Raw genomic sequence first — 24,385 nt, 5'->3', positions numbered from 1 at the left:
ATGTCGCGCCGAAGCGGGCAGCGGTTACGCAACGACGCGGTTGCGGCCGGTCTTTTTCGCCGTGTAGAGATTCTGGTCGGCGATCGCTAAAATATCGCTCGGGGAATTGGCAGACAGCGTACCGGCCACGCCGATGCTGATCGTGACGCGCAGCCCGTTGCAGATCTCCGACCAGTCCCATTGTTCGACGGCCGCCCGCAGCCTATCGCAGACATCGGCGGCCCCTCGGGGAGAGCCGGCCAGCAGGACGACGAACTCCTCGCCGCCGAAGCGGATCGCCTGATCGGTGATCCTGAGCTGGTTGCGCAGAATCGCCCCGATGGCGCTCAGAACCTGGTCGCCGATCATGTGAGAGAAGTTGTCGTTGACCGACTTGAAGTGATCGACGTCAAGCATCGCGATGGAATAGGGACGCTTCTCCGACGTCAGTTCCTTGAAGCGGCTGTCGAGATATTTGCGGTTATAAAGCCCGGTCAAAGCGTCCAGATAGACGGCACTGGCAAGGATATCGGTTTCTTCCTGCAGTTTCTGATAGGAGGCCTCCAGCGTATCGGCGCGCTTCGTTTCCGTTTCGGCTACTTCCTTCAGCCGCTTGGTTTCATAGTAGATTTCGGCCAGACGTGCACGTTGCTGGGTCCTCTCGGCGCTGTTCTGCAGATATGCCTGGTGGTATTTCTTATGCGCCTCCAGCGCCAGATCGAACTGCCCCAGCCCTTCATGCGCCTGCGACAGATAAAAATAGATCTGAATGTAGGAATCGAAACTGCCGCCCTCGCTGATCAATGCCATCGCCTCGAGCAGCAGCGATCGGGCTTTCTCGAATTTTCCGTAACTATTGTAGATCTGGCCCAGGGTGTAGAGATATTGCTGTCTGTCCCTGACATAGCTGTTTTCCTGAAACAGCTGATAGCGCTCCATGCACTGGAGCGCCTTCTCATGTTCGCCGAGATGACTGTAATAATCGGCGTTGTTGCCGAGGCAGATGCGCGCAGCCCAGCTGTCGCCGATCTCGATCGCCAGGTCGAGCGCCTCATCGGTCAGCGCAAGCGCTCTCGTCAGCAGCCGGCGTCCTTCTTCCGTCTGGCCGAGCGCTTGCGCAATATATCCGCCTTCCGAATGGGCGCCGCCGAGATTGACGAGCCACCAGCATTCATAGGTCTTGTCGCCGATCGATCTGGCGAGCTCGACGGAGCGTTCGCTCATCAGGATGGCCCGGTCGGGCTGCTTGTTGTACCAGAAGATAATTCCAATGACGTTGGTGGCGAGGCTCTGCGCTTTCGGGTCCGCGGTCCTGTCGGCGAGATCCAGCGCGCGGGTGGCCTCTTCGATTGCTTCCTCAGGCAAGCCCAATTCCAGCAGAAGCCATCCGAAATAGGCCCGGGCATAGGCTTCCTCGTTGAGCTCTCCGGTCGATTTCCAGAAGTCCACCGCCCGGCGGACATGCGTCAGCCCCAGTTCGGCCTTGCCTGTTTGAAAACAGTACCAGGCAATATCGGTATCGCATCGAGCGGCGAGCCGATCGTCGCCACGCGCCCTGGCAACGGCAAGAATTTCGCCGGCCAGTGCGAGTGCCTCGATCGAACGGCCGGTACACCCAAAATGCCACGCTTTCTGTAAGCTGGAATTTGCTTGTTGAGTAATTGCTACAGTATCAACAACTTGCATATGGCGCACCAACATCTGACTGTCGGATAGGGATAACATCAGAAGTTTAAAATGATGAAAATTGTGCAAACCATGCGACAAGCCCGGAAATGTGCCGCAAGCGCCGACGTCAATCCGCCATGCGGCGGCTCCAGGCGCGTTCGGTCGCCGGCGCCTCGTCGGTAGTGACCTGATCCGGCTTCAGGGCCATGAGCGCCTGGAAGTTCCGCCATTCCTCGTCGCTGAAACCGGCCTCGGGATGCTTGAGGCTAAAGGTCCAGGCATCGACCCGTTTGCCTTCGTCCTGGCAGAGCGCGATCATGTCGAGACCTTCCCTGGCGGCGTCGAGGATCAGCGGCCAGTGGAGATAGATCGTGTCCGGTTCGGTCGGGCCGCGCAGGTCGGCGCGCAATTCCATCTCGACGGCCTTCCAGCCGCTGGCCTGCCCGATACCGTAGAGCTTGTCTGTGGGATCGATGCCGCGCAACAGATGCGGCAGCTTCTCCTTGACCGCGACGATCAGCTCGAGACTGCCGGCGCTGACGATCACCGAGGCGGCGATATCGCGGAAATGCACGGCAAGGTGCTCGATGCCCCTCGCGCCGATCGCCTCATAATCGTCCTTCATGTCGAACTGCAGCAATGCGGCCGGATGCGTCGATTGCATCATGGCGGCGAGATCCTCGCTGAGGATCAGCGGCCGGTCTCCGTCCTTCATCCTGATATCGCCGAGATCGCCGATGCTCTTTTGAGCGATCGGCCCATGTCCCGTCGTCTCACCGTCGAGCTCCTCATCGTGCAGTACGACGAAGCCGCGGTCGGCGCGCACCCGCATATCGAGTTCCATCGAGGCGCCGACGGCAAAACCTTCCGCCATCACGTCGGCTGAGAACAGCGGATCGGCAAACCGCTTGCGCAGCCGATGCCATTTCAGGCGGGTGCGATGTCCCTCATGCGAAATCTCCAGGCCCTGCGCATCCGCCAATCTCGTCATCTGCATCCAATCTCCGCGATGCTACTCTCCTGCCTTGACGAGCCGTGATTATCAAGGGCCGGATTCGGCTTCATCGGGATGCTGGAGAATTTTCGGCGACATGCATCAAGCCGGCCTGACCGCCCTGTGATCGCCGAGCGCCAGATATCTGTCGAACATCTCGCCGTCGGCAAGCAGGGTTGCGCTCTCGCCGGCGTAAGTGACGAGGCCGCGCTCCAGAACAACCGTGCGGTCGGTCAGGGGCAGTATCTTGCGCGCCTTCTGCTCGATGATGATCGCCGACATGCCTTCGCCGTCGATGATCTTGCGCAGCGCCGCCAGCAGCTCGTCGACGATGATCGGCGCCAATCCTTCCAGCGGCTCGTCGAGCAGCAGCAGCCTCGGATTGAGCATCAGCGCCCGTCCGAGCGCCAGCATCTGCTGCTCGCCGCCGGAAAGCTGGTTGCCGCGATTGAGGCGCCGCTCCTTCAGGCGCGGGAACATCGAATAGACGCGCTCGAGCGACCATCGGCCGGGACGGGCGATCGCCGTCAGGTTCTCCTCGACGGTGAGCGACCTGAAGATATTGCGCTCCTGCGGTACCCAGCCGATGCCGGCGGCCGCCCGCCGTTCCGGCCGCATGCGGGTCAGATCGGTGCCGGCAAAGCCGATCGTGCCGGAATGATGGGTGGTGACGCCGGCGATCGTATCGACCAGCGTCGTCTTGCCGGCACCGTTGCGGCCGAGCAGCGACAGGGACTGTCCCTCATCGAGTTCGAAACTGACGCCGCCGAGAACCCGGGCCTCGCCATAGCCGGAGACGAGCCTGTCGATCCGCAAAAGCGCCGTCATGCCGCGTCCTCCCCGAGATAGACCGCCTTGACGCGCGGGTCGGCGGCGATCTCCGAGACCGTTCCCTCGGCCATCACGGCGCCGGCGACCAGAACCGAAATGCGGTCGGCAAAGGAAAAGACGAGATCCATGTCATGTTCGATGAGCACCACCGTCACCTCGGGAGGCAGGCTGCGGACGATGGCGAGCACTTCGCTGCGCTCTTCTTCGGCGACACCGGCCGCCGGCTCGTCGAGCAGAAGCACCCGCGGCCGGCTCGCGAAGGCAAGCGCGATTTCAAGAAGCCGCTGCTTGCCATAGGCGATCCGGCCGGTCTTCTCGCCCATGACGCCGGCAAGGCCGAACCGTTCCAGAAGATCCACCGCCTCATCGGTCGCATTCAGATGGGCTGCGAGCGGGCGCCAGGCGGAGCGGCCGAGGCCATCCCGCTCGTTGATCGCCAGCAGAACGGATTCCAGCGGCGTGAAGCCGGAAAACAGCTGGTTGATCTGGAACGTGCGGGCAACGCCGCGCCGCACACGCCGATGCGGGGGAAGGCCGGTAATATCCTCGCCGCCGACGATCACCTGGCCGGAGGTCGGCTTCAGCACCCCGGTCAACAGATTGATCAGCGTGGTCTTGCCGGCGCCGTTCGGACCGATCAGCGCATGGCGTGCGCCGCTTTTGATCGACAGCGAAACATCGTTGGTGGCGGTGAAGCCGCCGAAACGCTTGACGAGATTGCGGGTTTCCAGCGCGACGGTCATCGGCTTTCCCTCAGCGTCGCGCCGGGCCGCCAGGTCGCCAGCCGCTTGATGCCGAGCTGCAGCGAGGCCGGCAGAAAACTGTCCCAGCGGGCGATACGCTCGCGGCCGATGAGAACGATGGCGATCAGGATCAGGCCGATCCAGAACATCCAGTATTGCGGCGTCGAGACCGACAGCCAGTCGCGCAGCACGGTGAAGATGACCGCGCCGACAATGCCGCCATAGAGATAACCGACGCCGCCGATGACCAGCACCAGAAGAACGTCGGCCGAGCGGTGGAAGGCGAGCACGTCAGGCGAAACGAAACTCGTCGTATGCGTCAGCAGCGCCCCGGCAACGCCGGCATAGGCGGCGGCGACCGTATAGATGACGATGATCCGGTTCCTCGCCGGAATGGCGACCATGGCGGCGCGCACCGGATTGGCCTTGATCGCCCTCAGCGACAGGCCGAAGGAGGAATTCACCAGATGCCGCGCGACGAATGTCAGGATGAAGAGTGCGGCCAGGCTGTAGACATAACCGGTGCGGCCCCAGAGATCGAATGCGAAAACGCCGAGGATCGGCCCGATGGTGATGCCGCTGAGGCCGTCCGCACCGCCCGTCGCCCATGCCAGCTGATTGGCGAGTTCGGCGAGCATCAGGGCAATACCGAGCGTCGTCATCAGCCGCGTCAGGTCCGAGCCGCGCAGAACGAGGAAGCTCGCTGCGAAGCCGGCAAGGCCGGAGACCACGGCAGCGGCAAAGAGGCCGGTGACGGGCTCGGCAAAGACATGTTTGGCAAAGAGACCGGCCGCATAGGCGCCGAGGCCGAAGAAGGCGGCATGACCGAGCGAAACGATGCCGGCATAGCCGAGCACCAGATCGAGGGATATGGCAAAAAGCGCGGTGATGGCGATTTCGGTCAGCAGCAGCATCTTCGAGGGCAGCACGAAGATGGCGGCCGCCGCCGCGATCCAGAGCGCGATCTCATAGAGCCGCCAGGCGTTGCCGCGGCGAAGCTGTTCGGTGGCGCGGTCTCTCGCCTCGCTGCGGGCTCCGCTCATCGGCCGCCCTCCCGCGAAAACAGACCGTGCGGACGCAGGAGAAGCACGACGACCATGACGCCGTAAATGACGAAGGCGCCGATCTGCGGCACGTAATATTTGCCGGCGACATCGGCGATGCCGAGCAGCAGGGCGGCAAGAAACGGCCCGGTGATCGAGGAGGTCCCGCCGACCGTCACCACGATCAGGAAATAGATCATGAACTTCAGCGGAAAGTTCGGATCGAGGCCGAGAATCTCCGTGCCCATGGCGCCGCCGAGACCGGCAAGGCCCGAGCCGACGGCAAAGGTCAACGCAAAGACCGCCGAGACATTGATACCGAGTCCGCGGGCGACCCGCCCGTCGTCGACGGCGGCACGCAGCTGGCTGCCGAAACGGGTTTTGGTCAGGAGCAGCTGCAGCACGATCGTCAGGAGGACGCAGACCAGGACGATGAACAGCCGGTAGCGGCCGATGCCGACGCCATAGAGATCCCAGCGGCCGGAAAGCTCCTGCGGCAGCTGGATCATCTGCTGCTGGCCGCCCATGAAATAATAGGCGCCGGCGACCGACATGAAGACCAGACCGACGGAGAACAGGACCTGGTCGAGATGCGGCTTGGAATAGAGGTGCCGGTAGAGCAAACGCTCCAGAACCAGCCCGGCAAGCCCGACTGCGAGGAAGGCGATCGGCAAACACCAATAGAAGGAGACGCCGTAGCTGTTCATCAGGACGACGGTGATATAGCCGCCCGCCATGGCGAAGGCGCCATGGGCGAGGTTGATGACATTCATCAATCCAAGCGTGATGGTCAGTCCGCAGGCGAGAATGAACAGCAGCATTCCGTAGGCGATGCCGTCGAACAGAATAGTCAGCATGATAAACCCGACTTTCCAGGAGCAAAGCGGCGGAGCGATCTCCGCCGCATTTTATCATCGGAGCTTAAGCGGCTCCGCGCTTATTGGCCTGATTTGACCGGATCCTTCACATCCTTGAAGGTCTTGAATTCGACGTTCTGCAGCTCGCCGTTCACGTCCTTGACTTCGCGCATGTAGATGTTCTGGATGATATCGCGGGTCTCGGGATCGATCGAGATCGGGCCGCGCGGGCTCGTCCAGGCAAGGCCCTTCATCGCCTTGATCAGCGCGGCGCCGTCCGCATCGCCCTTGGTCGCTTCGAGCGCGGCATAAATGGCGTGCATGCCGTCATAACCGCCCATCGCCATGAAATTCGGGCGCATGTCTTTGTTGGCGTCCTTGAAGGCCTTGACGAAGGCTGCGTTCTCCGGGCTGTCATGCGCAGCCGCGTAAAAATGAGCGGTAATGGTGCCGAGCGCAGGCTTGCCCATGCCGTTCAGGATGTCGTCGTCGGTAATGTCGCCGGTGCCGATCAGCTTGATGCCGGCTTCGGCAAGACCGCGGTCGACGAACTGCTTCATGAACAGCGAGCCGACGCCGGATGGCAGGAACACGAAGACCGCATCCGGCTTGGCATCGCGCACACGCTGCAGGAAAGGCGCGAAATCCGGGTTCTGCAGGGGGACGCGCACGGCTTCGACGACCTCGCCGCCCTTGGCCTTGAACTCCTTGGTGAACCAGGTTTCCGCATCGATGCCCGGGCCGTAATCGGTCACCAGGGTCACGACCTTGGTGATGTTGTTTTCATGCGCCCAGGTCGCCACCGGCACCGAATATTGCGGCAGCGTGCCGCTGGTGCGGATGAAATATTCCGATGCCTGGGTGATCGACGAGGTGGCGGCGGCCATGACGACGGCGGGCACCTTGGCCTGCGTGATCACCGGCGCGACGGAAAGCGCCAGCGGCGTCAGTCCGAAACCGGCAAGCGTATTGACCTTCTCGTTGACAATCAGCTCCTGCGCGATCCGGCGGGTCTGGTCGGCCGTGCCGGCATCGTCGCGCACCACGAGTTCGATCTTCTTGCCGGCGACCGTATCGCCGTGAGCGGCGATATAGGCTTTGACCCCGGCCTCGACCTGGCGGCCGGTCGATGCGAAGGGGCCGGTCATCGGCAGGATCAAACCCACCTTGAATGTCTCCTCGGCCCAGGACGGCAGGCCAAGGCCGGCCGACATCACAAGCCCTGCGGAGAGGGCGATCAGACTTCTTCTGGCAATCACGGCTTTTCTCCTCCTCTTACCGGCGATCAATGCGATCCACCGGCCTCCTCTCTTCTCCATCGGCTTTCTCAGCCGACCGGCCGGCAGGGCCTCCCCGCCCTCGATCGCCGGCCGCGTCTCACGTCGATATCAGCGTCAGTCCCGGAACGCGGGTGATCAGGCTGCGATCCTCTTCCATGACAAATTCCAGATTGTGCCGTGCAAGGCGCGCATGTTCGCGCGCCAGCGCCTCGGCGCGCGTGCCTTCGCGCATCTCGATCGCCGCAACGATGTCGCGGTGCTGACGCTGCGCATGCACCAGCGACAGGCGAAAGGCCAGCACATCCTCCTGCTTCTCCAGAAAGGCGCTCGGCGAGGCGAACGGCAGCTGCGCGGCCCGTTCCACCTCGCGCCGCATCGTCTCGCTGCCGGCAAGACCGGCGAGCATGGAATGGAATTCCGCATTGAGCTCGACATACTGGGCAAACAGCATGTCCTCCGGCCGATCGCGAAAGCATTTGTCGAGTTCGAGGATCAGTCCTTTGATCGCCTTGAGTTTGGCTGGCGTGACGCCGCGTTCGGCTGCAAGCCGGGCTGCCGTGCCTTCAAGCACGCCACGCAGCTCGATGGCGTCGAAAACATCCGCCGTGGTGAAACCGCGCACGGCATAACCGCCGGACGGGATCTGCTCGAGCAGGCCTTCCTGTTCGAGACGGGCAAGCGCCGCGCGCAGCGGCGTGCGCGAAACGCCGAGCTTTTCGGCGAGCCAGATTTCCGAAAGACGCTCGCCCGGCGAGACGCCGCCGCCGAGCACGAGATCGCGCACCCCAAGAAGGCCTTTCAAGGCCTGGCTATCGCGCTTGCGATCGACGTTTCCCTTTTCCGCAGCCATCTCCCGTTCCATCCGCAATTTGCGGTCCGCGGCCTGTTCGAAGCGCTTGAACCTTCAGGCATCGGACGATTCCCACATTCCTTCTCGAAAAGAGTACGACGTGTATACCGACGCCTGTCAAGCAATTAATACATGAGGATCGCCATACAATTCCATATCAAAATGGTTATCTATCTGGCTATTTTCCGGTAATTTTTCATGAAACCTGTTATGTCACTTGCTGCCGGCACAATTTTGAGCCTATCATTGTATACAGGCTGGACACAGAAAATTCTCATACGGTGAGGAGAGGCTTATGATGATTGCGCTGCAAAGCGAGAGCCGGGAGAAGGCGCCTCTTGCCGATCTTCTCACCCATTATTCCATTGAGGTGACGTCGCGCGACCTCCCGTCGCTGCGGAGCATGACGGTGACCCTGCCACCGGGCAGCGAGGTCTTCGTCGCCCATCTTCCAAAGGAGGATATCGGTCTTCTGGTGAGGGCCGCGGCGGGCTTAAGAGCGGCCGGCTTCATCCCGGTTCCCCACATCGTCGCCCGCAATATCAGGAACCGCGGGGAACTCGACATCATGCTTGCCCGGCTTTCCGAGGAAGCCGGCGTCCGCCATGCGCTCGTCCTCGGCGGTGATCGGGACGATGCCGCCGGGACCTTCGGCTCCGCCCTGGACCTGATCGAAACCGGGCTTTTCCAGACATATGGCATCGGCCGTATCGCCATCGCCTGTTACCCGGAAGGGCATCCGCGGATCGCCGGTGCCGTCCTCGACACGGCGCTGACCGCAAAGGTCGATGCGGCTGCCCGTGCCGGGCTCGATGTGTTATTGGTGAGCCAGTTCCTGTTCGATCAGAAACCGCTCCTCAGCTTTGCAAGGCGGCTTCGCGAACGGGGCGTAACAGTGCCGCTCAGGGTCGGCATCGCCGGACCGGCCAGCCGCACCAAGCTTCTCAAATACGCGCTTCGCTGCGGTGTCGGCGCATCCTTGCGGGCGCTGCGCGAAAGAAGCGAAGTCGCCCGCAACGTGCTTTCGGGTGAAACGCCGGAAGAGCTGCTGATCGATATCGCCGCAGCTGAGGCCGCCGAACCGGATCTCGGCATCAGCGGCGTGCATTTCTTCACCTTCGGCGATCCGGCCCAATCCATCCGCTGGGCTGAGCAGCAGGCAGCCTCTGACTGAAACCGGCCGCAAGGCCTCGACCATCATCATCGTTCAATGGGAGGAATATCATGACGAAACAGAGCCTGGAGCAGAAGCTTAGCGCCGTCGGCAACACGGTGAACATGCTCCGCAATTCGCCGATCGGCGCCTATATCTATCCCGTCGTACCGCCGGAATTCAGCAACTGGCGCGACGAGCAGCGCGCCTGGCGCGAAACCGCCGTGCTCTTCGACCAGTCGCACCATATGGCCGAACTGATGATCGAGGGGCCGGATGCGCTGAAGCTCATCTCCTACCTCGGCATCAACAGCTTCGCCAATTTCCCGGTCAACCGCGCCAAGCAATTCGTGCCGGTCAGCCATAGCGGCCATGTCATCGGCGATGTCATTCTCTTCCATCTGGCCGAAAACCAGTATCTAATCGTCGGCCGCGCGCCGACGATCAACTGGGTGGAGTTCCACGGGCAGACCGGCGGCTATAACGTGACGCTCGACCGCGACGACCGTTCGCCGTCGCGACCGGGCGGCAAACCAGTCGTGCGCCGGCGGTACCGCTATCAGATACAGGGGCCGAACGCCTGGAAGATCCTCGAAAAGGTCAATGGCGGGCCGCTCGCCGACGTCAAGTTCTTCAACATGGACACGATGAACATCGGCGGTCGCCGCGTGCGCACGCTGCGCCACGGCATGTCGGGCGCCCCGGGCCTGGAGATTTTCGGACCCTATGAAGAAGGCGACGAGATCCGCAACGTCATCCTGGAAGCGGGCGAGGAATTCGGCCTGCGCCAGGTCGGCGCCCGTGCCTATGCGACGAACACGCTGGAATCCGGCTGGATCCCGTCGCCGCTGCCGGCAGTCTATACCGACGAGCGCATGAAACCCTTCCGCGAATGGCTGGGCGCCGACAGCTATGAAGCAACCGGCTCGATCGGCGGCAGCTTCGTCTCCGACAATATCGAGGATTATTACCTGACCCCGTACGAACTCGGCTACGGCCCCTTCGTCAAGTTCGATCACGACTTCATCGGCCGCGCCGCACTGGAAAAGATCGCCGACAAGCCTCATCGCAAGAAGGTGACATTCGCCTGGAACCAGGACGATGTCGCCAAAGTCTTCCAATCGCTGTTCGACCCTTCAGGCGATAACTATAAATATATCGACCTGCCGCTGTCGAACTACGCTTCCTCAAGCTACGACCAGGTGACGAAGAACGGCAGGACGATCGGCGTGTCGATGTTCTCAGGCTACAGCCATAACGAACGCACCATGCTTTCGCTCGGCACGGTCGAGCCGGACGTGCAGGTCGGCGACGTGCTGACCCTCGTTTGGGGCGAACCGGATGGCGGAACCCGGAAGACCACCGTCGAACGTCACAAGCAGCTCGAAATCCGCGTCAAGGTCGCGCCGGTCCCTTACGCGCGCGACGCCCGCGAGGCCTATGCCGACAGCTGGCGCACCCGGCAGACGGCGTAAGCCAAGGCCCGACCGCCTGGCCATCCACGCCGGGCGGTTCCCTGCCGCTTTGCCGATTCCGACCGCATTCTCTCGGCGGCTGTAAGGGGCTCTGTGGGCATTTCTGCACGAATACCCGCTAAGGGAAATTGACTTGTTTGGATTGAGGTGGTCAGCGCGGATTGGCCTGAATCGTTCGAGGGGGCGGTCAATTTCGTTCCAGAGGCAATCGCCGATGAGCGCGATATAAATCAATGGCAGCGGTGCGAGCTGGGACAAAAGTCGGCCGCCCTACCTCCTCTGCGTTCCGGCCGCAAGCGGTGACGATCGCGTCACGGCCGATGCCGCGGGGCGTCAATTCCTGTCAGCTTGCCGGATTGCGCGCCGTGACGATCCACGCCGCGCCGTCGATCATCACCGACCGCTCACCGGGGCAGCCCGCGAAGGCGGCACGAACCGCGGCCGAGGCGCGGGCGCGGATGTCGTCGGGCTGATCAGCGAGCGCGCGCGATAGCGGGCCGACCTCGAGTGTCATCTCCACCGCGTCGTCGATCGCCGCTTCCCGCGTCCCGCCCTCGCCGAACGGGATGGAAGCATCGAAGGGCGCGATAGCGACATCGGTGAAGCCGGCCGCCGTCAGGATACGCGCCACCCGCCCCCGGTCGCCGAACGAGAATGGGCCGGGCGCTTCGGGATCGGGCGGCGCCGTCGGCGGGACGATGCCCTTGATCGCGCCGATCGGCAGGCGCACCCAATCGTTCTCGATCATGCCGCGCCAGCAGACGAAAGCGACCCGCCCGCCCGGCTTGAGCGCACGACGCATATGGGCGAACGCCCCTGTCGGATCGTCAAAGAACATCACTCCGAAGCGCGAGAACAGGATGTCGAACGCGCCTTCAGGCAACTCGGTGCTGCTGGCGTCTGCCACCTGGAACAGGACCGGCGTGTCCTGCGGCGCTAACGCGCGCGCTCTGCCGATCAACGGTTCGGATATGTCCACGCCCAGCACATGGCCCCCCGCGCCGACGCGGGCGGCCAGATCCAGACTAGACGCCCCCGCGCCGCAGCCAACGTCCAGTACGCGCTCACCCGTGGCGGGCGCGGCGGCTTCGATCGCGGCCTGGCCGAAAACCGCCATCATGGCATCGAGCCGGACCTGGTGAGCGACCCAGCGCTCCCCGCTTTGGCCATTCCAGTCGGCTACCTGATAAACATTTTTCTCTGCCATGCCATATCCTGTTCTGATCCGTACTTAACCAGGCTATCCGCCCGCGTGGCCGCTGCCACCGTGCGCGGCGATGAACATGGTGACGGCCGATCGGCAATAGGCTTCGATTTCGTTGTCGTCCTCTGCTCGCGCCTCATCGAAGCGTGCGATAATCAGGAGATCGGATCCTTTGAAAAGTGCGGCAAACAAGCGGGCGGACTGGAGAGGATCGGGCACGTTCAGAACCGCCTTCGCGTGCAACTGACACAACAGGGCCTCGATTTGGGCGACGACATGGACGGGGCCGGCTTCGTAATGGAGCTTGCTTAACGACTTTTGATTCGTCTTGTCGGCCATGACCATGGCTTCGACACTGCGGACGTCCGGGCTCAACAGCGTGCGAAGGAGGGATGACCCCACCGCCATGAGTTGCTCTTCGGCCGAACCGTCGACGCCTTCAAAAAGGGCTTGTGGCGCAAACTGATGGCAGCGGGCGGCGACGGCCGCGCTGAACAGCGCCTCCTTGTTCTCGAAGTGCCGATAGATGCTGAGCTTGGATATCTTCGCTCGCTGGGTGACCTTGTCCAATGTCGTCGCTTGAAAACCCAGTTCCACAAAGAGTTCGTATGCTGCGTCGACTATCGTTTGGCCAAGCGCCTCGTTGGCTGGCCGTCCGCGCCGGCCTCGACTATTTTCGGTCACGAGCATTAAGATCCTTGACAGTATCGTTATTCATATTTTATGATACCACGCAGTATCGGAAATATGCAAGCCAAAGAACGGATTTTATCCTGTCCCCCAGATCGCGTTTCTCTAAGCCGCTTGGCAATATCGATGTGTATCGGCGGACGAGGCGCGCCAAGGCTCAGCCAATCACACTCCCTCAACAGCACGGAGCTTATCACCATGGATGACGTCATCATCATCGGCGGCAGCTTTGCGGGCCTCGCCGCCGCCCTTCAGCTCGGCCGTGCTCGCCGCAAGGTCACCGTTCTCGATACCGGCCTGCCGCGCAACCGCTTCGCCGGCCACTCGCATGGCCTGCTCGGCCACGATCACAAGCCGCCGCTGGACATCCTGGCCGAGGCGCGGCAGCAGCTGGCGCGTTATCCCACGATCAGGCTGGTCAGTAGCCGGGCCGACAGTGTCTCCGGCGCCATCGACGATTTCCACGTCCTCACGTCCGACGGCGAAAGCCTTAAGGCGCGCCGACTGATCCTGAGCTATGGCATCGCGGACCAGATGCCTGATGTCCCGGGCTTTGCCGAAAGCTGGGGCACCTCCATCGTACCCTGCCCCTATTGCGACGGCTTTGAAGTCGCGGGCCAGCATTGGGGCCTCGTCTGGTCCGGCCAGCAGTCGCACAATCAGGCCAGGCTGTTCCACGATTGGACCGACAGGTTGACGCTGTTCGCAGATGGTCACGACATTGCACCCGATATCCGGGCCGATCTGGCACGTCGCAACCTACCTGTCGTCGAGGGCCGGATCGCGGGGATCGCCCAACACGGGGACCATAGCTCCATCGTCAGGCTCGATACCGGCGCCGATGTCGCGGTCGACATCCTGTTCGCGCATCCGCGCAACAAGCCGTCCGCCAGCCTGCATGAATCACTGGGTCTCGCCACGGTCGATACGCCCAGCGGCATCGCCCTCAAGGTCGATGAGCGCCGCGAGACCAGCATGCCCGGCATCTACGCCGCCGGCGATCTCGCCAACCCCGGAATGCCGTCGGTCACCACGGCATCATGGCAAGGCGCGATGGCGGGTATCTTCGCCCAGCAGTCGATGCTGGTTTGAGAGCGCAGATTCCCTTCTTCGGGTGCGGCGGGCTATCGTATTCAGAAGGTTGCGGGCTGGTGTCACGGAAAACCGGCTGGCCCGCCGATCCTGCAGAGATTGACCGTCCCTCGGCCGCTTCAGGCCGATCCGCGCGAACCGCCTGCAGAAATGCCCATGGAGCCCCTGTAAACCACGGATATCGCCTCCGCAGCGGCGGCGATATCGCAGGCATGGCCGGCCTGCCTGAGGGCCGTGCCATAGGCGACGACATTCGCAAGCACCGTCTGGAATGCGGCGCGCGGGCCTGTGTGGTTCAGCCGCACCAGGCCGGCCGGCGCGGTCCCGACACTTTCGGTCAGCTCGACGCCCAGCCGCCCGGCGGCAGCAATCAGGACTGCAGGCGCCAAGCCCTTCGGCACGGGCACCGCCGTCACCAGGTTCGAAGCCTTGGCTGCCGGCACCCAGGCCGGGGTTCCGAGCGCGGCGAGCCCCGCCCGTGTCGCCGATGCCGCCAGCGCATGGCGGGTAACGACGCTCTCCAGGCCTTCGGCCTCGATACGGCCGAGCGCGGCTTCCAGCGCGAAGAATTCCAAAGGCGCCGGTGTTCCCGGCAGGGTCAGCCGGCCACCGTCGAGCCATGATTTGAGATCGGCCAAAGACAGGATCGAATCGCGCGGTGCGTCGTCGCTCAGGATCAGATCCCAGGCGCGAGGGCTGACCGAGAGCGCCGACACGCCGGCCGGACCGCCGAGCGCTTTTTGCGGGCCGATCACCGCGATATCGATGCCGAGATGATCGACGTCGAGCCGGTGGCCGCCGACCGAGGCGACCGCATCGACGACGGTGACGATGCCGCGGGCACGTGCCAGCGCCAATATCTCGGGGAGGGGGTTCAGAATGCCGCTCGCCGATTCCGCATGAACCAAAGCCAGCACATCGACCGGAGGACCAGCGTCGAGCGCCTTGGCAACCGCTTCGCTCTCGACCGGCAGGCCGGGTTCGGCGATGATATCCTGGACCGCGGCACCGCCCCGCCGCAACCATTGCCCGAACCAGCCGCCATAGGGGCTGGTGACGATATTGAGGGTGGAAAGGCCGGGGCGCGCAAGGCTGGCCGCCACCGCCTCCAGCGCCACCACCGCCTCGGCCTGCACCAGCACGATGTCGCTGCGGCTCATCAGGATGCCGCCGATCCTGTCGGCGAGGGCGGCGTAGCGTTCAACGGGATAGGAGGGGACGCCGTGCAAGGGATTCCAACCGGGATCGAACATGGACATCTCCTTCAGGACGGATCGGTCACGAGACGAGGGACGGCTGCAACGAGGGCGCGAGCGGCCTCGGATTGCGGCGCCGCGACGACTGCCGCTGCCGGACCGGTCTCGACGATCCGCCCGCCATCCATGACGGCGATGCGGTGGGAGACGGCGCGGACCACGGCAAGATCGTGCGAAATGAACAGACAGGCAATGCCCTGTTCTTTCTGCAGATCGACCAGAAGTTCGAGAATCTTGCCACGCACGGTGACGTCGAGCGCCGAGACCGCCTCGTCGAGCACCAGCAGCGACGGCCGCGTCGCCATCGCCCGGGCAATCGCCACGCGCTGGCGCTGGCCGCCGGAGAGCGCGCGAACCGGGCGCTGGGCATAATCGGCGGGCAGGCCGACATGTTCGAGCAGCCTTTCGATCTCGCCGGCACGCCGGTCTTTCGAAACGACGCCGTGGATACGCAAGGGATCATCGAGCACCGACCCGACATTCGCCAACGGATTGAAGGCGGCCAGCGGATCCTGAAACACCATCTGCAGGCGCGCCCGCCTGCGGCGCAGGGCAGCACCCTTCAGCGCCAGCCAATCCTCTCCTTCGAAGCGGATCGAGCCGGCATCGGCAGGCAGAAGCCGCAGCAGGATGCGCGACAATGTCGATTTTCCGCTGCCGGAGGCTCCGACCAGACCGAGTGTTTCGCCCGCTGCGATCGTCAGCGAGATATTGTCGAGGGCAGCGACTTTCCGGCCAGCCGATGAAAAGCCTTTCGACAGGTTCTCGATGGAAAGCAACGCGTTCACGGCGACACCTCTGCGATCAGTGGTGGCGTCGTGAGGTCGCGATGGCTGGCGATGAGGGCTGAAGTATAGCCGCTTGCCGGCGCAGAAAGCACCGAACGGACGGGACCGGCCTCGACAAGGCGCGCATCGCGGAAAACGGCGATCCGGTCGACGAAGCCGGAAGCGAGCGCGATATCGTGGGTGATGAAGAGCAGCGTCATGCCGTCCTCACGCACCAGCCCATCGAGCAAGCGGACGATCTCGGCCTGGACGACGACATCGAGGGCGCTCGTCGCCTCGTCGGCGATCAGCAGCGCAGGCTTGGCAGCGATTGCCGCGGCGATCGCCACGCGCTGGCGCTGACCGCCGGAAAGCTGATGCGGAAAGGCCCGCATCGCCTTGCCGGGCTCAGGCATCCGCACCCGTTCGAGCAATTCCTCGGCTCGGAGAGAAGCCTGTTTCCAGCTGAGGCCGAGATGACGCCTGGCGCCCTCGGCAATTTGCTCGCCGATCGTCAGGACGGGATTGAGGCTCGCGCCCGGATCCTGGAAGACGAAACCGAAATAACGGCCCGGGCAGGGCGGATGGCCGAGTCCCGGCCAGAGCATCTCGCCTGCGACCTTCGTTCCGTCAGGCAGCAGACCGGCCAGCGCCCGGGCGAGCGTGCTCTTGCCGGATCCGCTTTCACCGATGATCGCCAGCCTTTCGCCGGCGACGATATCAAGATCGATACGGTCGAGCGCGGCAGCAGCATTGTTTTTGCCGCGCCCATAGGTGACCGAGAGCTGCCGGAGGCTGCAGAAGATGTCGCTCATGCCGTCCTCCCGCCGTCGTCGCCAATCGCCTTGCCAAGACCTTCGCTGAAGAGATGGACGCCGAGCACGGTCGCGGCAAGTGCCGCGCCCGGTATGACGGAGAGATAAGCAGCCGAGCGCAGCACGCTGCGGCCCTCGGCGATCATCGAACCCCAGGTGGCGATATTCGGATTGCCGAGGCCAAGAAAGGAAAGGGCCGACTCGGTCAGGATCGCGCCGGCGACGATGGTGGCGGAGAGCGCCAGCACCGGCGGCAGCGCGTTCGGCAGGATCTCCCGGAAGGCGATCTCCGCGGGATGCATGCCGATTACCCTTGCCGAGGCGACGTAATCCTGCTCGCGGATCGCCAGCACCTGCGCCCGCGTCAGCCGCGCCGGATCGGCCCAGGCGCCGAGCGCAATGGCAAGGACGACAACCGGCGTCGAGACGCCGATGGTGCTGACGAAGGCAAGCGCAAGCAGGAAGGCCGGCACGATCTGGAAGGCATCGACCACGCGCATCAGCGCCTCATCGACGATCCCGCCGGCAAAACCGGCCGCCATGCCGACGCAGAGCCCGAGGATCATGGCCGAAAAGGCCGCCGCGAGGCCGACGGCGATCGAGGTGCGCGCGCCATAAAGGAGGCCGGCGAGCACGTCACGGCCCAAGCGATCCGTGCCGAGCGGAAAGGCAGGATCGGTGAAGGGTGGAAGGAGCGCCCGCCCGGCGATCCTAAGCGGATCGCCGGGTGAAATGATGGGAGCAAGCAGCCCGAACAGAAGCAGGATGACAAGGATGGCAAGCCCGATCATGCCTTCCGGTGTGCTGAGGATGCGCCGGAGACGGCTCATGCTCCGCCCTCCGAAGCGCCGATGCGCGGGTCGAGCCCGGCATAGACGAGATCGACGAGGAAGTTGACCGCAATGACCAGCACGGCGCTGGTGAGGATGATCCCCATCAACAGCGGCGCGTCGCGGCCATTGACCGCTTCTTGCGCCAGCCGCCCGAAACCCGGAATGGCAAAGACGCTCTCGATCACCACGCTGCCGCCGAGCATGGCCGCCGATTGCAGCCCGAGCATGGTGACGAGCGGCAGCAGCGCATTGCGCGCGACATGGCGCAGCACGATGCGGCTGCGCGACAGGCCTTTGGCGCGGGCGAAGAGGACGAAATCGAGCTTCCACACCTGCCCCATGCCGGCGCGCATCACCCGCAGGAACAAGGCGAGATAGATCAAGGCGAGCGCGCTGACCGGCAGGACCAGATGAGCCGATATGTCGAGCGCCCGGGAAAACCCTGTCTTGCCCGAAGCGATCGTCTCGATGCCGGCGATCGGAAACCAACGCAGCTTCACCGAAAAGGCGATGCTGAGCACCAGGCCGAGCCAGAAGCTCGGAATGGCGTAGACGATCAGCGAGCCGATCGACAGCAGCCGGTCGCGCACCGACCCCGGCCGCGCCCCCGCGAGGATGCCGAGCGCCGAGCCGACGCCGAAGGAAAGCGCCGTGGCACTTCCCATCAACAGCAGCGTGTTGGGCAGGCGCTCGGCGATGAGCACGCCGACCGGCCGGTCGAAGGCGACCGACCAGCCGAGATCGAGCCGCGCCAGCGAGGAAAGATAGAGCCAGAGCCGCGCCAGCGTGGACCGGTCGAGACCGTAGCTTTCACGCAGCGCCTGCTTCAGTGCCGCATCGCCGCCGCCGATCGAGCCGAGATAGGCATCGACGGCATCGCCCGAGGCGGATTCCAGCAGGAAGAAGGTGAAGATCACCACGATCAGCAGCACCGGAAGGCTGCTGATCGCCCTGCGACGCAGGAGGAGGATTGCACGTTTCACGCCGGACAGAGCCTCCGGAAGAGAATTGCCGCCGATCCTATCACGATCGGAGCGCTGTATCGCCCCAGTTCGAGACAGCCCAGCGCGGATTGTCCGAGACATTGAGCACGGTGTCGCGGGCGACGGTAATAAAGCCCCATTCCGCGACGTTGATCAGCGGCAGGTCGGCGACGACGAGCTGCTGGAACTTGCGGTAGAGATCGGTGCGCGCCGCCGTGTCGACGGTCTCGGAGGCCTGCTTGATGATCTTGTCGAGTTCGGGATTGACGTAACCGCCCTGGTTGGAGAAGGGCACACCATCCGGCGTGCCGGACTGCACGAGAATGGTGGTGGAGATCGCCGGATCGCCGCGGAAGACCGGCGGGCCGACGGCAAGGTCGAAATCGTGATCGGTATAAACCGCCTTCAGGTGCGCGGCCGCATCGGCATTGACGATCTCCGCATCGATGCCGATCGCGGCGAGCGCCTGGCGAAGGTAATCGCCGAATTGCCGGGTCTCGTTGAAATAGGGCGCGGGGCGAAGCTTCAGCTTGAAGCGGTTACCGTCAGCCCCCTTGGTGTAACCCGCCTTGTCGAGAATATCGTTGGCGGCGGCCGGATTGAAATCATAGGCCGCGACATCCGATGTGTAGAATTCCGGCGCATTCTTCGGCACGGGGCCGGTGGCGGCGGCGGCATAACCGAGGAAAATCGTGTCGACTACGAATTTCTTGTCGATGGCGTGGGCGATCGCCTGGCGGACCCTGAGGTCGGCGAGTTCCTTGCGGCGGTGATTGATCTCGACGACGAGCTGATAGGTCAAGGCCTCATAACCCTTGGAGATCACCTTGATGCCGTCGACCTTGGAGAGGCGGTCGAGATCGGCCAGCGGCACGGCCGAGAAGGCGGCGAGCTGGATTTCGTCGGCTTCGAGCGCCGCCCCCGCCGAGGCGCGGTCCGGCAGCACGCGGAAGACGATCTCGTCGAGTTTCGGCTGGTCCTTGTCCCAATAATTCTCATTGCGCGTCAGCCGGTAATATTCGCCGGGCTTGTATTCGGCGAATTTGAACGGACCGGTGCCGACGAGCTTGTTGTTACCAGGATTGGCAGCGATATCGGAACCGTCGAAGATGTGCTTGGCGACGACGCTGGTCACCACGGGCAGGGCATTGCGGATCAGCTGGAACGGCGTCGGCTTGGAGAAGCGGAAGATGGCGGTGTAATCATCCGGCGTATCGACGGCTTCGAGATTGGCGAAGACCAGGCGGCCGAGATTCTGCAGCGGCTTCCAGATGTTGAGGGCGGAGAAGGCGACATCGAGCGAGGTGAACGGCTGGCCATCGTGCCAGGTAACGCCGTCGCGCAGCTTGAAGGTGACGGAAAGACCGTCGGCCGAGCCCTCCCAGGCGGTGGCAAGCCGCGGCGCAAGCCCGTCCTTGCCGTCGAAGGAGGCTTCGGCCAGTGGTTCGATCACCTTGCTGGCGATGAAGAAAACACCGTTCGAGGCGACGATGGCGGGATTGAGATTCTTCGGCTCGGAATCGGCCGCGACGATCAGCCGGCCACCGGCGGGCGCGGCCTGCGCCAGCGCCTGGCGGGCAAGCGCCGTCGAAGCCAGCAGCAGGGCGGTGCCCTTCATCAGCGTGCGCCGCGAGATAGATGGTACGGTCATGACCCCTCCTGATCGATCAAATCTAGAGCGCCCATATTCAGGGCGAAACGCCAATAGTCATGGACAGTTAAATTCGAAATGGCAGAACTCTGCGAGACATTTTTTGTCACCCAGCCATTATTTGCTCAGCCGCTTGCGGCGAGGCGTTTTGGCTCGCTAAAGAGATCGCGGTAGGCGGCACCGGGATGCGGAGCGACCAGCCGCGGTCCTGCTCCCCCGAGCTTTTCCCGCAGCGTGCCCTTGGCATATTCCCGCTTGTAGACGCCGCGCTTCTGCAGTTCCGGCACCAGCAGATCGACCGCATCCTCGAAACTCTCGGGCGTCACGGCATAGGCAAGGTTGAAGCCGTCGACATCGGTGTCTTCGACCCATTCCTGCATCAGATCGGCGACGGTCTGCGGCGAGCCGACGAAAACCGGACCGAACCCGCCGACACCGACCCAATCGGCCATTTCGCGCACCGTCCATTCCTTGGTCGGATCGATGGTCGTGAAGGTCTCGACAGCCGATTGCACCGCATTGGTATGACGGTGGCGCAGCACCTCGTCCGGCCCGAACTGGCCGAAATCGATGCCGGTCCAGCCGGAGATCAGCGTCAGCGCGCCCTCGAAGGAGGCGTATTTTCGGTATTCGTTGAACTTGCGCTGCGCCTCGGCATCGGTCTCGCCGAGGACCACGGTCTGCAGGTTGAAGGCGAGGATTTCGCGCGGGTTGCGGCCGACGCGCTCGGCCGCCTCGCGGACATTGGCGACATAACGTTTCAGCACCGCCTTCGACGGCGACGCCACGAAGATGCATTCGGCATGGGCGCCGGCGAAATCCTTGCCGCGGCTGGAGGCGCCGGCCTGATAAAGAACCGGGGTTCGCTGCGGCGAAGGCTCGCTCAGGTGAATGCCGGGCACGGTGAAATGCCGTCCGGAATGGCCGATCGGGTGGACCTTGTGGGGATGGGTGAAGATGCCGGCTTCCCGGTCGCGGACGACGGCGCCGTCCTCCCAGCTGCCCTCCCAGAGCTTGTAGCAGACTTCGAGATATTCCTCGGCAAGATCGTAACGATCGTCATGCCTGGTCTGGGCGGGCTGACCGATATTGAGCGCGCCGCTGTTGAGATAGGAGGTCACGATATTCCAGCCGACGCGCCCCTTGGTCAGATGGTCGAGCGTCGAGATGCGGCGGGCAAAAGTATAAGGATGCTCGAAGGAGAGCGAGGCCGTCAGGCCGAAGCCGAGATGCTCGGTCGCATAAGCCATGGTCGGGATGAGCTGCAGCGGATCGTTGACCGGCACCTGCGCCGAATGGCGAAGGGCCGCATCGACATTGCCGTTCAGCACATCGTAGACGCCGAGCACGTCGGCGATGAACAGGCCGTCGAACTTGCCGCGCTCCAGCGTCTTTGCCAGATGCACCCAGTAGTCGAGATCCTTGTAGGTCCAGGACTTGTCGCGCGGATGGCGCCAGAGCCCCGGCGACTGGTGTCCGACGCAATTCATGTCGAAGGCGTTCAGCCTGATTTGGCGGGTCATGTCTTTCTTCCTTGGAATTTAAGGATTGCTGCGGCCGACGCCGTAGGTCAGGGCCAAGGCTCCGACGAGCACGGCGCCCTTGACGAAATCCTGGGTGTAATAGGGAGCGTTCAGCATGGTGAGGCCGTTCAAGAGCACGCCGACGAAGACGGCGCCGGCAATGGTGCCGAGCACGTTGGGACGCCGCAGGTTGAGAACCGCAAAACCGATCAGAGCGGCGGCAACCGAATCCATCAGCAGCGAGCCGCCGGAAGAGATGTCGCCACGCCCGACGCGGGCGGCGATCACGATGCCGCCGAGCGAGGCCAGCGTGCCCGACAAGATATAGGCAAGCGTCTTCAACCTGACGGTCGAGGCGCCGGCGAGCCGGGTGGCGACCTCGTTGCCGCCGGTCGCAAACAGCAGCCGGCCGATGCGGGTGCGTTCGGTGAGCACGAAAAGCAGGACGGCGACCGCCGCCATTAGCACGACGGAAACGGGCAGGGTGCCGAGGATGCTGTAGCGGCCGATCAGCAGGAAGACCGGATCATAAGCGCCGGTCGCCTTCGTGCCGTAGGGCAAGATGAGGCCTGATGAAATCGACCGGCCGGCAGTGGGGATCAGTTGCAGCCCCGAGAGCAGGAACATCATCGCCAGCGTCGCCAGCAGATCCGGCACCTTCAGGCGGACGATCAGCAGGGCGTTGACGAGGCCGACCAGGGCGCCGAAGGCGAGCACCAGCGGCACCGTCGCATAGGCGTCGAGCCCCCAGACGATCATTGCATAACTCGCGGCCATCACGCTCGATGCGGCAACGGCGCCGATCGACAGGTCGAAACCGCCGACGGCGAGCGTGACGGTGACGCCGGCGCCGAGAATGGCGACGACCGATACTGCCTGCAGGATGCTCATCAGATTGGCGATGGTGATGAAGGCAGGCTCGGCGATGGTGAAGCCGACGATGAGAGCCGCAAGCAGGATGAGCACCGCGCCGGCCCGCAGAAACGCGCCGAAAGCGGCGAGATGGCCGCCAGCGGTTTGCGGCGAAGCCGTTGGCCGGGCGCTAGTCTTTGAAAGAGCGTCGTCATCGATTGTCGTCATGCGGACATTCCATGGATTTCGGGATGAAGGGCGAGCCCGCCTGCTGCGGGTCTCAATACGTGGCGGTCGATGACGAGGATGCGGTCGGTCACCTCATAGGCCTCCTCCGGATCGGAGGTCGCGATCAGCGTCGCCCGGTCTGTGCGGGCGCGGATGGCCCGAATGATGTCGCGGCGGGCGCCGACATCGACGCCTTGGAAGGGTTCGTCGAGCAGCAGCAACCGGCTCGGCTCCGCCTCCCAGCGGCCGATAACCGCCTTCTGCTGGTTGCCGCCGGAGAGCGACCAGACAGAGGCAAGCGGGCCTGCCGCCTTGATACCGAGACGGTTGATCGCCTGCTCGGCCTCGCGCCGTTCGCGGCCGCCGGCAAGAAAACCATGCGGATACCATTTGGAAAGATGCGGCAGGCTGATCGTCGCCGCCAGCGAATGGCCCGGCCATGCCGGCGGCATCAACGAGGACCGGTGACGGTCTTCCGCTGCCATGGCAACACCCGCCGCAATCGCTTCGGCCGGACTTTTCGGCCGGTAGGGCCGGCCGTCGAGATACATCGCGCCACCCTTGAGCGCCGTCACGCCGAAGATCGCCTGGAGCAGCCGGCTCTTGCCGGCGCCGAGCACGCCGGTCACCGCCACCACCTCGCCCTCATGCAGCGACAGATCGAAAGGCGCGCCCGCAGGCAGCAGACTGGCGTCGCGCATTTCGAAAATCACAGGGCCGGTCGCGGGCCGCGAATCCAGCCGCGCCGCATCGAGCCTGCGGCCGATCATCGTCTCGATGGCGCTCGAAAAATCGATCGGCCGGGTGAAAGTGCCGACGACGCGGCCGCCGCGCATCACCAGCGCGCGGTCGGCGATCGCTTCAAGATCGGCGGTGCGATGCGAGATATAGAGGATCGCCCGCCCGCGGCTGCGAAGCCTCAAAAGAATATCGAAGAGCCGGCGGCTCTCTTCCCCGGAAAGGCTCGCCGTCGGCTCGTCGAGAATGAGGAGATCGGCGCGGTTGGCAAGGGCGCGGGCGATCGCCACCAATTGCCGGTCGGCGCTGGCGAGTTCGCCGAAATCGCGATCGAGCGGCAGGGTGAAGCCGGCGGCATCGAGCATTGCCTGCGCGGCACGGCGAATGCCGGCGCGCGAGACGAAGAAAGGCGTGCTGCGGTCGGCGAAATGGTTGAGCAGCAGGGCATCGGCGACGGTCAGGCCGGCCGCACCGACCAGATCCGTCGACTGATGCACGGTGACAACGCCGGCCCTTGCCGCTTCGGCCGGGCTCTGCGGCGCGAAGGGGCGGCCATCGAGACGGATGGTGCCGCCATCGGCCGGCAGCACGCCGGACAGGATCTTGACCAGCGTCGATTTGCCCGCGCCGTTTGCGCCCATCAGCGCCACGATCTCACCGCGCGCGATCACAAGATCGGCGCCGGCAAGCGCCCGCGTCGAGCCGAAACTGCGGCTTATGTTTTCAACGTGAAGAAGCGGCATCGACATGATCCGGGACTGTATTTGTCTCGGAAGTGTGCCTCGTTCGGACGGTCGAATTCCAGGCATGCATTTCCCCGGCAGCCACCGCCCCGGAAACAAAGAATCTCCCGCAACCCGCAAAATCGGATCATTTAATC

The 24,385-nt window shown here is 63.7% G+C and carries 22 protein-coding genes; 3 read left to right on the top strand and 19 right to left on the bottom strand.

Annotation, left to right across the window (positions count from 1 at the left end; translation table 11 throughout):
- Positions 1-24: 24 nt before the first annotated feature.
- From QMO80_RS31440 to QMO80_RS31405, 8 genes are all read right to left on the bottom strand, one after another.
- Positions 25-1,680, bottom strand: a complete 1,656-nt coding sequence (locus QMO80_RS31440) for a diguanylate cyclase (RefSeq protein WP_283201716.1) — start codon at positions 1,678-1,680, stop codon at positions 25-27.
- A 94-nt stretch (positions 1,681-1,774) separates the two neighbouring features.
- On the bottom strand, positions 1,775-2,638 hold the full coding sequence (locus QMO80_RS31435; protein WP_283201715.1) for a glycerophosphodiester phosphodiesterase: 864 nt from the start codon (positions 2,636-2,638) through the stop codon (positions 1,775-1,777).
- A gap of 105 nt (positions 2,639-2,743) precedes the next feature.
- On the bottom strand, positions 2,744-3,469 hold the full coding sequence (locus QMO80_RS31430) for an ABC transporter ATP-binding protein (protein ID WP_283201714.1): 726 nt from the start codon (positions 3,467-3,469) through the stop codon (positions 2,744-2,746).
- A complete protein-coding gene (locus tag QMO80_RS31425; protein ID WP_283201713.1) occupies positions 3,466-4,215 on the bottom strand; it encodes an ABC transporter ATP-binding protein in 750 nt (249 codons plus the stop codon). The genes QMO80_RS31430 and QMO80_RS31425 overlap by 4 nt, the downstream gene beginning before the upstream one ends.
- A complete protein-coding gene (locus QMO80_RS31420) occupies positions 4,212-5,258 on the bottom strand; it encodes a branched-chain amino acid ABC transporter permease (protein WP_283201712.1) in 1,047 nt (348 codons plus the stop codon). The genes QMO80_RS31425 and QMO80_RS31420 overlap by 4 nt, the downstream gene beginning before the upstream one ends.
- Complete coding sequence (locus QMO80_RS31415; RefSeq protein WP_283201711.1) at positions 5,255-6,115, bottom strand: branched-chain amino acid ABC transporter permease; 861 nt, start codon at positions 6,113-6,115, stop codon at positions 5,255-5,257. Before QMO80_RS31415 ends, QMO80_RS31420 begins: the two co-directional genes overlap by 4 nt.
- 80 nt (positions 6,116-6,195) lie before the next feature.
- Positions 6,196-7,374 (bottom strand): ABC transporter substrate-binding protein, encoded by a 1,179-nt coding sequence (locus QMO80_RS31410; RefSeq protein WP_283201710.1) that lies wholly within the window; start codon positions 7,372-7,374, stop codon positions 6,196-6,198.
- A gap of 118 nt (positions 7,375-7,492) precedes the next feature.
- Complete coding sequence (locus tag QMO80_RS31405; protein WP_283201709.1) at positions 7,493-8,245, bottom strand: GntR family transcriptional regulator; 753 nt, start codon at positions 8,243-8,245, stop codon at positions 7,493-7,495.
- A gap of 295 nt (positions 8,246-8,540) precedes the next feature.
- Here QMO80_RS31405 and QMO80_RS31400 point away from each other — a divergent pair, with 295 nt between their 5' ends.
- Together QMO80_RS31400 and QMO80_RS31395 are read left to right on the top strand one after the other, a co-directional pair.
- Positions 8,541-9,419, top strand: coding sequence for a methylenetetrahydrofolate reductase (locus QMO80_RS31400; RefSeq protein WP_283201708.1), 879 nt, complete (start codon positions 8,541-8,543; stop codon positions 9,417-9,419).
- A 50-nt stretch (positions 9,420-9,469) separates the two neighbouring features.
- Positions 9,470-10,873 carry an aminomethyl transferase family protein gene (locus QMO80_RS31395; RefSeq protein WP_283201707.1) on the top strand — a complete coding sequence of 468 codons (1,404 nt, stop codon included), beginning with the start codon at positions 9,470-9,472 and terminating at the stop codon, positions 10,871-10,873.
- 343 nt (positions 10,874-11,216) lie between these two features.
- Here QMO80_RS31395 and QMO80_RS31390 read toward each other — a convergent pair whose 3' ends face one another.
- Complete coding sequence (locus QMO80_RS31390; RefSeq protein ID WP_283201706.1) at positions 11,217-12,080, bottom strand: class I SAM-dependent methyltransferase; 864 nt, start codon at positions 12,078-12,080, stop codon at positions 11,217-11,219.
- Positions 12,081-12,113: 33 nt separating this feature from the next.
- The gene (locus QMO80_RS31385; RefSeq protein ID WP_283201705.1) at positions 12,114-12,761 is read right to left on the bottom strand and encodes a TetR/AcrR family transcriptional regulator; all 648 of its coding nucleotides are present in this window, start codon (positions 12,759-12,761) and stop codon (positions 12,114-12,116) included.
- Between the two features lie 204 nt (positions 12,762-12,965).
- Here QMO80_RS31385 and QMO80_RS31380 point away from each other — a divergent pair, with 204 nt between their 5' ends.
- On the top strand, positions 12,966-13,859 hold the full coding sequence (locus tag QMO80_RS31380) for an NAD(P)/FAD-dependent oxidoreductase (RefSeq protein WP_283201704.1): 894 nt from the start codon (positions 12,966-12,968) through the stop codon (positions 13,857-13,859).
- Between the two features lie 119 nt (positions 13,860-13,978).
- Here the strand turns inward: QMO80_RS31380 and QMO80_RS31375 are convergent, their stop codons facing one another.
- The 9 genes from QMO80_RS31375 to QMO80_RS31335 form a co-directional block, all read right to left on the bottom strand.
- Positions 13,979-15,112: an alanine--glyoxylate aminotransferase family protein gene (locus tag QMO80_RS31375; RefSeq protein ID WP_283201703.1), complete on the bottom strand. Its 1,134-nt coding sequence runs from the start codon at positions 15,110-15,112 to the stop codon at positions 13,979-13,981.
- An 11-nt stretch (positions 15,113-15,123) separates the two neighbouring features.
- Positions 15,124-15,903: an ABC transporter ATP-binding protein gene (locus tag QMO80_RS31370; protein ID WP_283201702.1), complete on the bottom strand. Its 780-nt coding sequence runs from the start codon at positions 15,901-15,903 to the stop codon at positions 15,124-15,126.
- Positions 15,900-16,697 carry an ABC transporter ATP-binding protein gene (locus tag QMO80_RS31365; protein WP_283201701.1) on the bottom strand — a complete coding sequence of 266 codons (798 nt, stop codon included), beginning with the start codon at positions 16,695-16,697 and terminating at the stop codon, positions 15,900-15,902. The genes QMO80_RS31370 and QMO80_RS31365 overlap by 4 nt, the downstream gene beginning before the upstream one ends.
- Complete coding sequence (locus QMO80_RS31360) at positions 16,694-17,527, bottom strand: ABC transporter permease (protein ID WP_283201700.1); 834 nt, start codon at positions 17,525-17,527, stop codon at positions 16,694-16,696. Before QMO80_RS31360 ends, QMO80_RS31365 begins: the two co-directional genes overlap by 4 nt.
- Complete coding sequence (locus tag QMO80_RS31355; RefSeq protein ID WP_283201699.1) at positions 17,524-18,513, bottom strand: ABC transporter permease; 990 nt, start codon at positions 18,511-18,513, stop codon at positions 17,524-17,526. Before QMO80_RS31355 ends, QMO80_RS31360 begins: the two co-directional genes overlap by 4 nt.
- A 40-nt stretch (positions 18,514-18,553) precedes the next feature.
- On the bottom strand, positions 18,554-20,164 hold the full coding sequence (locus QMO80_RS31350; RefSeq protein ID WP_283201698.1) for an ABC transporter substrate-binding protein: 1,611 nt from the start codon (positions 20,162-20,164) through the stop codon (positions 18,554-18,556).
- 125 nt (positions 20,165-20,289) lie between these two features.
- Positions 20,290-21,687 (bottom strand): LLM class flavin-dependent oxidoreductase, encoded by a 1,398-nt coding sequence (locus tag QMO80_RS31345; protein WP_283201697.1) that lies wholly within the window; start codon positions 21,685-21,687, stop codon positions 20,290-20,292.
- A gap of 18 nt (positions 21,688-21,705) precedes the next feature.
- Positions 21,706-22,767 (bottom strand): ABC transporter permease, encoded by a 1,062-nt coding sequence (locus QMO80_RS31340; RefSeq protein WP_283201696.1) that lies wholly within the window; start codon positions 22,765-22,767, stop codon positions 21,706-21,708.
- Positions 22,764-24,248 carry a sugar ABC transporter ATP-binding protein gene (locus QMO80_RS31335; RefSeq protein ID WP_283201695.1) on the bottom strand — a complete coding sequence of 495 codons (1,485 nt, stop codon included), beginning with the start codon at positions 24,246-24,248 and terminating at the stop codon, positions 22,764-22,766. Before QMO80_RS31335 ends, QMO80_RS31340 begins: the two co-directional genes overlap by 4 nt.
- Positions 24,249-24,385 lie beyond the last annotated feature (137 nt).

Source organism: Rhizobium sp. BT03, from assembly GCF_030053155.1.
GTDB lineage: Bacteria > Pseudomonadota > Alphaproteobacteria > Rhizobiales > Rhizobiaceae > Rhizobium.
The sequence above is the reverse complement of the archived record's forward strand: the minus strand, read 5'-3'. Positions and strand labels throughout refer to the sequence as shown.

What these genes read in the sequence shown, in the direction of transcription:
- QMO80_RS31440 (WP_283201716.1), bottom strand. Translation starts at nt 1,680, where the DNA reads ATGTTGGTGCGCCATATGCAAGTTGTTGATACTGTAGCAATTACTCAA.
- QMO80_RS31435 (WP_283201715.1), bottom strand. Translation starts at nt 2,638, where the DNA reads ATGACGAGATTGGCGGATGCGCAGGGCCTGGAGATTTCGCATGAGGGA.
- QMO80_RS31430 (WP_283201714.1), bottom strand. Translation starts at nt 3,469, where the DNA reads ATGACGGCGCTTTTGCGGATCGACAGGCTCGTCTCCGGCTATGGCGAG.
- QMO80_RS31425 (WP_283201713.1), bottom strand. Translation starts at nt 4,215, where the DNA reads ATGACCGTCGCGCTGGAAACCCGCAATCTCGTCAAGCGTTTCGGCGGC.
- QMO80_RS31420 (WP_283201712.1), bottom strand. Translation starts at nt 5,258, where the DNA reads ATGAGCGGAGCCCGCAGCGAGGCGAGAGACCGCGCCACCGAACAGCTT.
- QMO80_RS31415 (WP_283201711.1), bottom strand. Translation starts at nt 6,115, where the DNA reads ATGCTGACTATTCTGTTCGACGGCATCGCCTACGGAATGCTGCTGTTC.
- QMO80_RS31405 (WP_283201709.1), bottom strand. Translation starts at nt 8,245, where the DNA reads ATGGCTGCGGAAAAGGGAAACGTCGATCGCAAGCGCGATAGCCAGGCC.
- QMO80_RS31400 (WP_283201708.1), top strand. Translation starts at nt 8,541, where the DNA reads ATGATGATTGCGCTGCAAAGCGAGAGCCGGGAGAAGGCGCCTCTTGCC.
- QMO80_RS31395 (WP_283201707.1), top strand. Translation starts at nt 9,470, where the DNA reads ATGACGAAACAGAGCCTGGAGCAGAAGCTTAGCGCCGTCGGCAACACG.
- QMO80_RS31390 (WP_283201706.1), bottom strand. Translation starts at nt 12,080, where the DNA reads ATGGCAGAGAAAAATGTTTATCAGGTAGCCGACTGGAATGGCCAAAGC.
- QMO80_RS31380 (WP_283201704.1), top strand. Translation starts at nt 12,966, where the DNA reads ATGGATGACGTCATCATCATCGGCGGCAGCTTTGCGGGCCTCGCCGCC.
- QMO80_RS31375 (WP_283201703.1), bottom strand. Translation starts at nt 15,112, where the DNA reads ATGTTCGATCCCGGTTGGAATCCCTTGCACGGCGTCCCCTCCTATCCC.
- QMO80_RS31365 (WP_283201701.1), bottom strand. Translation starts at nt 16,697, where the DNA reads ATGAGCGACATCTTCTGCAGCCTCCGGCAGCTCTCGGTCACCTATGGG.
- QMO80_RS31360 (WP_283201700.1), bottom strand. Translation starts at nt 17,527, where the DNA reads ATGAGCCGTCTCCGGCGCATCCTCAGCACACCGGAAGGCATGATCGGG.
- QMO80_RS31350 (WP_283201698.1), bottom strand. Translation starts at nt 20,164, where the DNA reads ATGACCGTACCATCTATCTCGCGGCGCACGCTGATGAAGGGCACCGCC.
- QMO80_RS31345 (WP_283201697.1), bottom strand. Translation starts at nt 21,687, where the DNA reads ATGACCCGCCAAATCAGGCTGAACGCCTTCGACATGAATTGCGTCGGA.
- QMO80_RS31340 (WP_283201696.1), bottom strand. Translation starts at nt 22,767, where the DNA reads ATGACGACAATCGATGACGACGCTCTTTCAAAGACTAGCGCCCGGCCA.
- QMO80_RS31335 (WP_283201695.1), bottom strand. Translation starts at nt 24,248, where the DNA reads ATGCCGCTTCTTCACGTTGAAAACATAAGCCGCAGTTTCGGCTCGACG.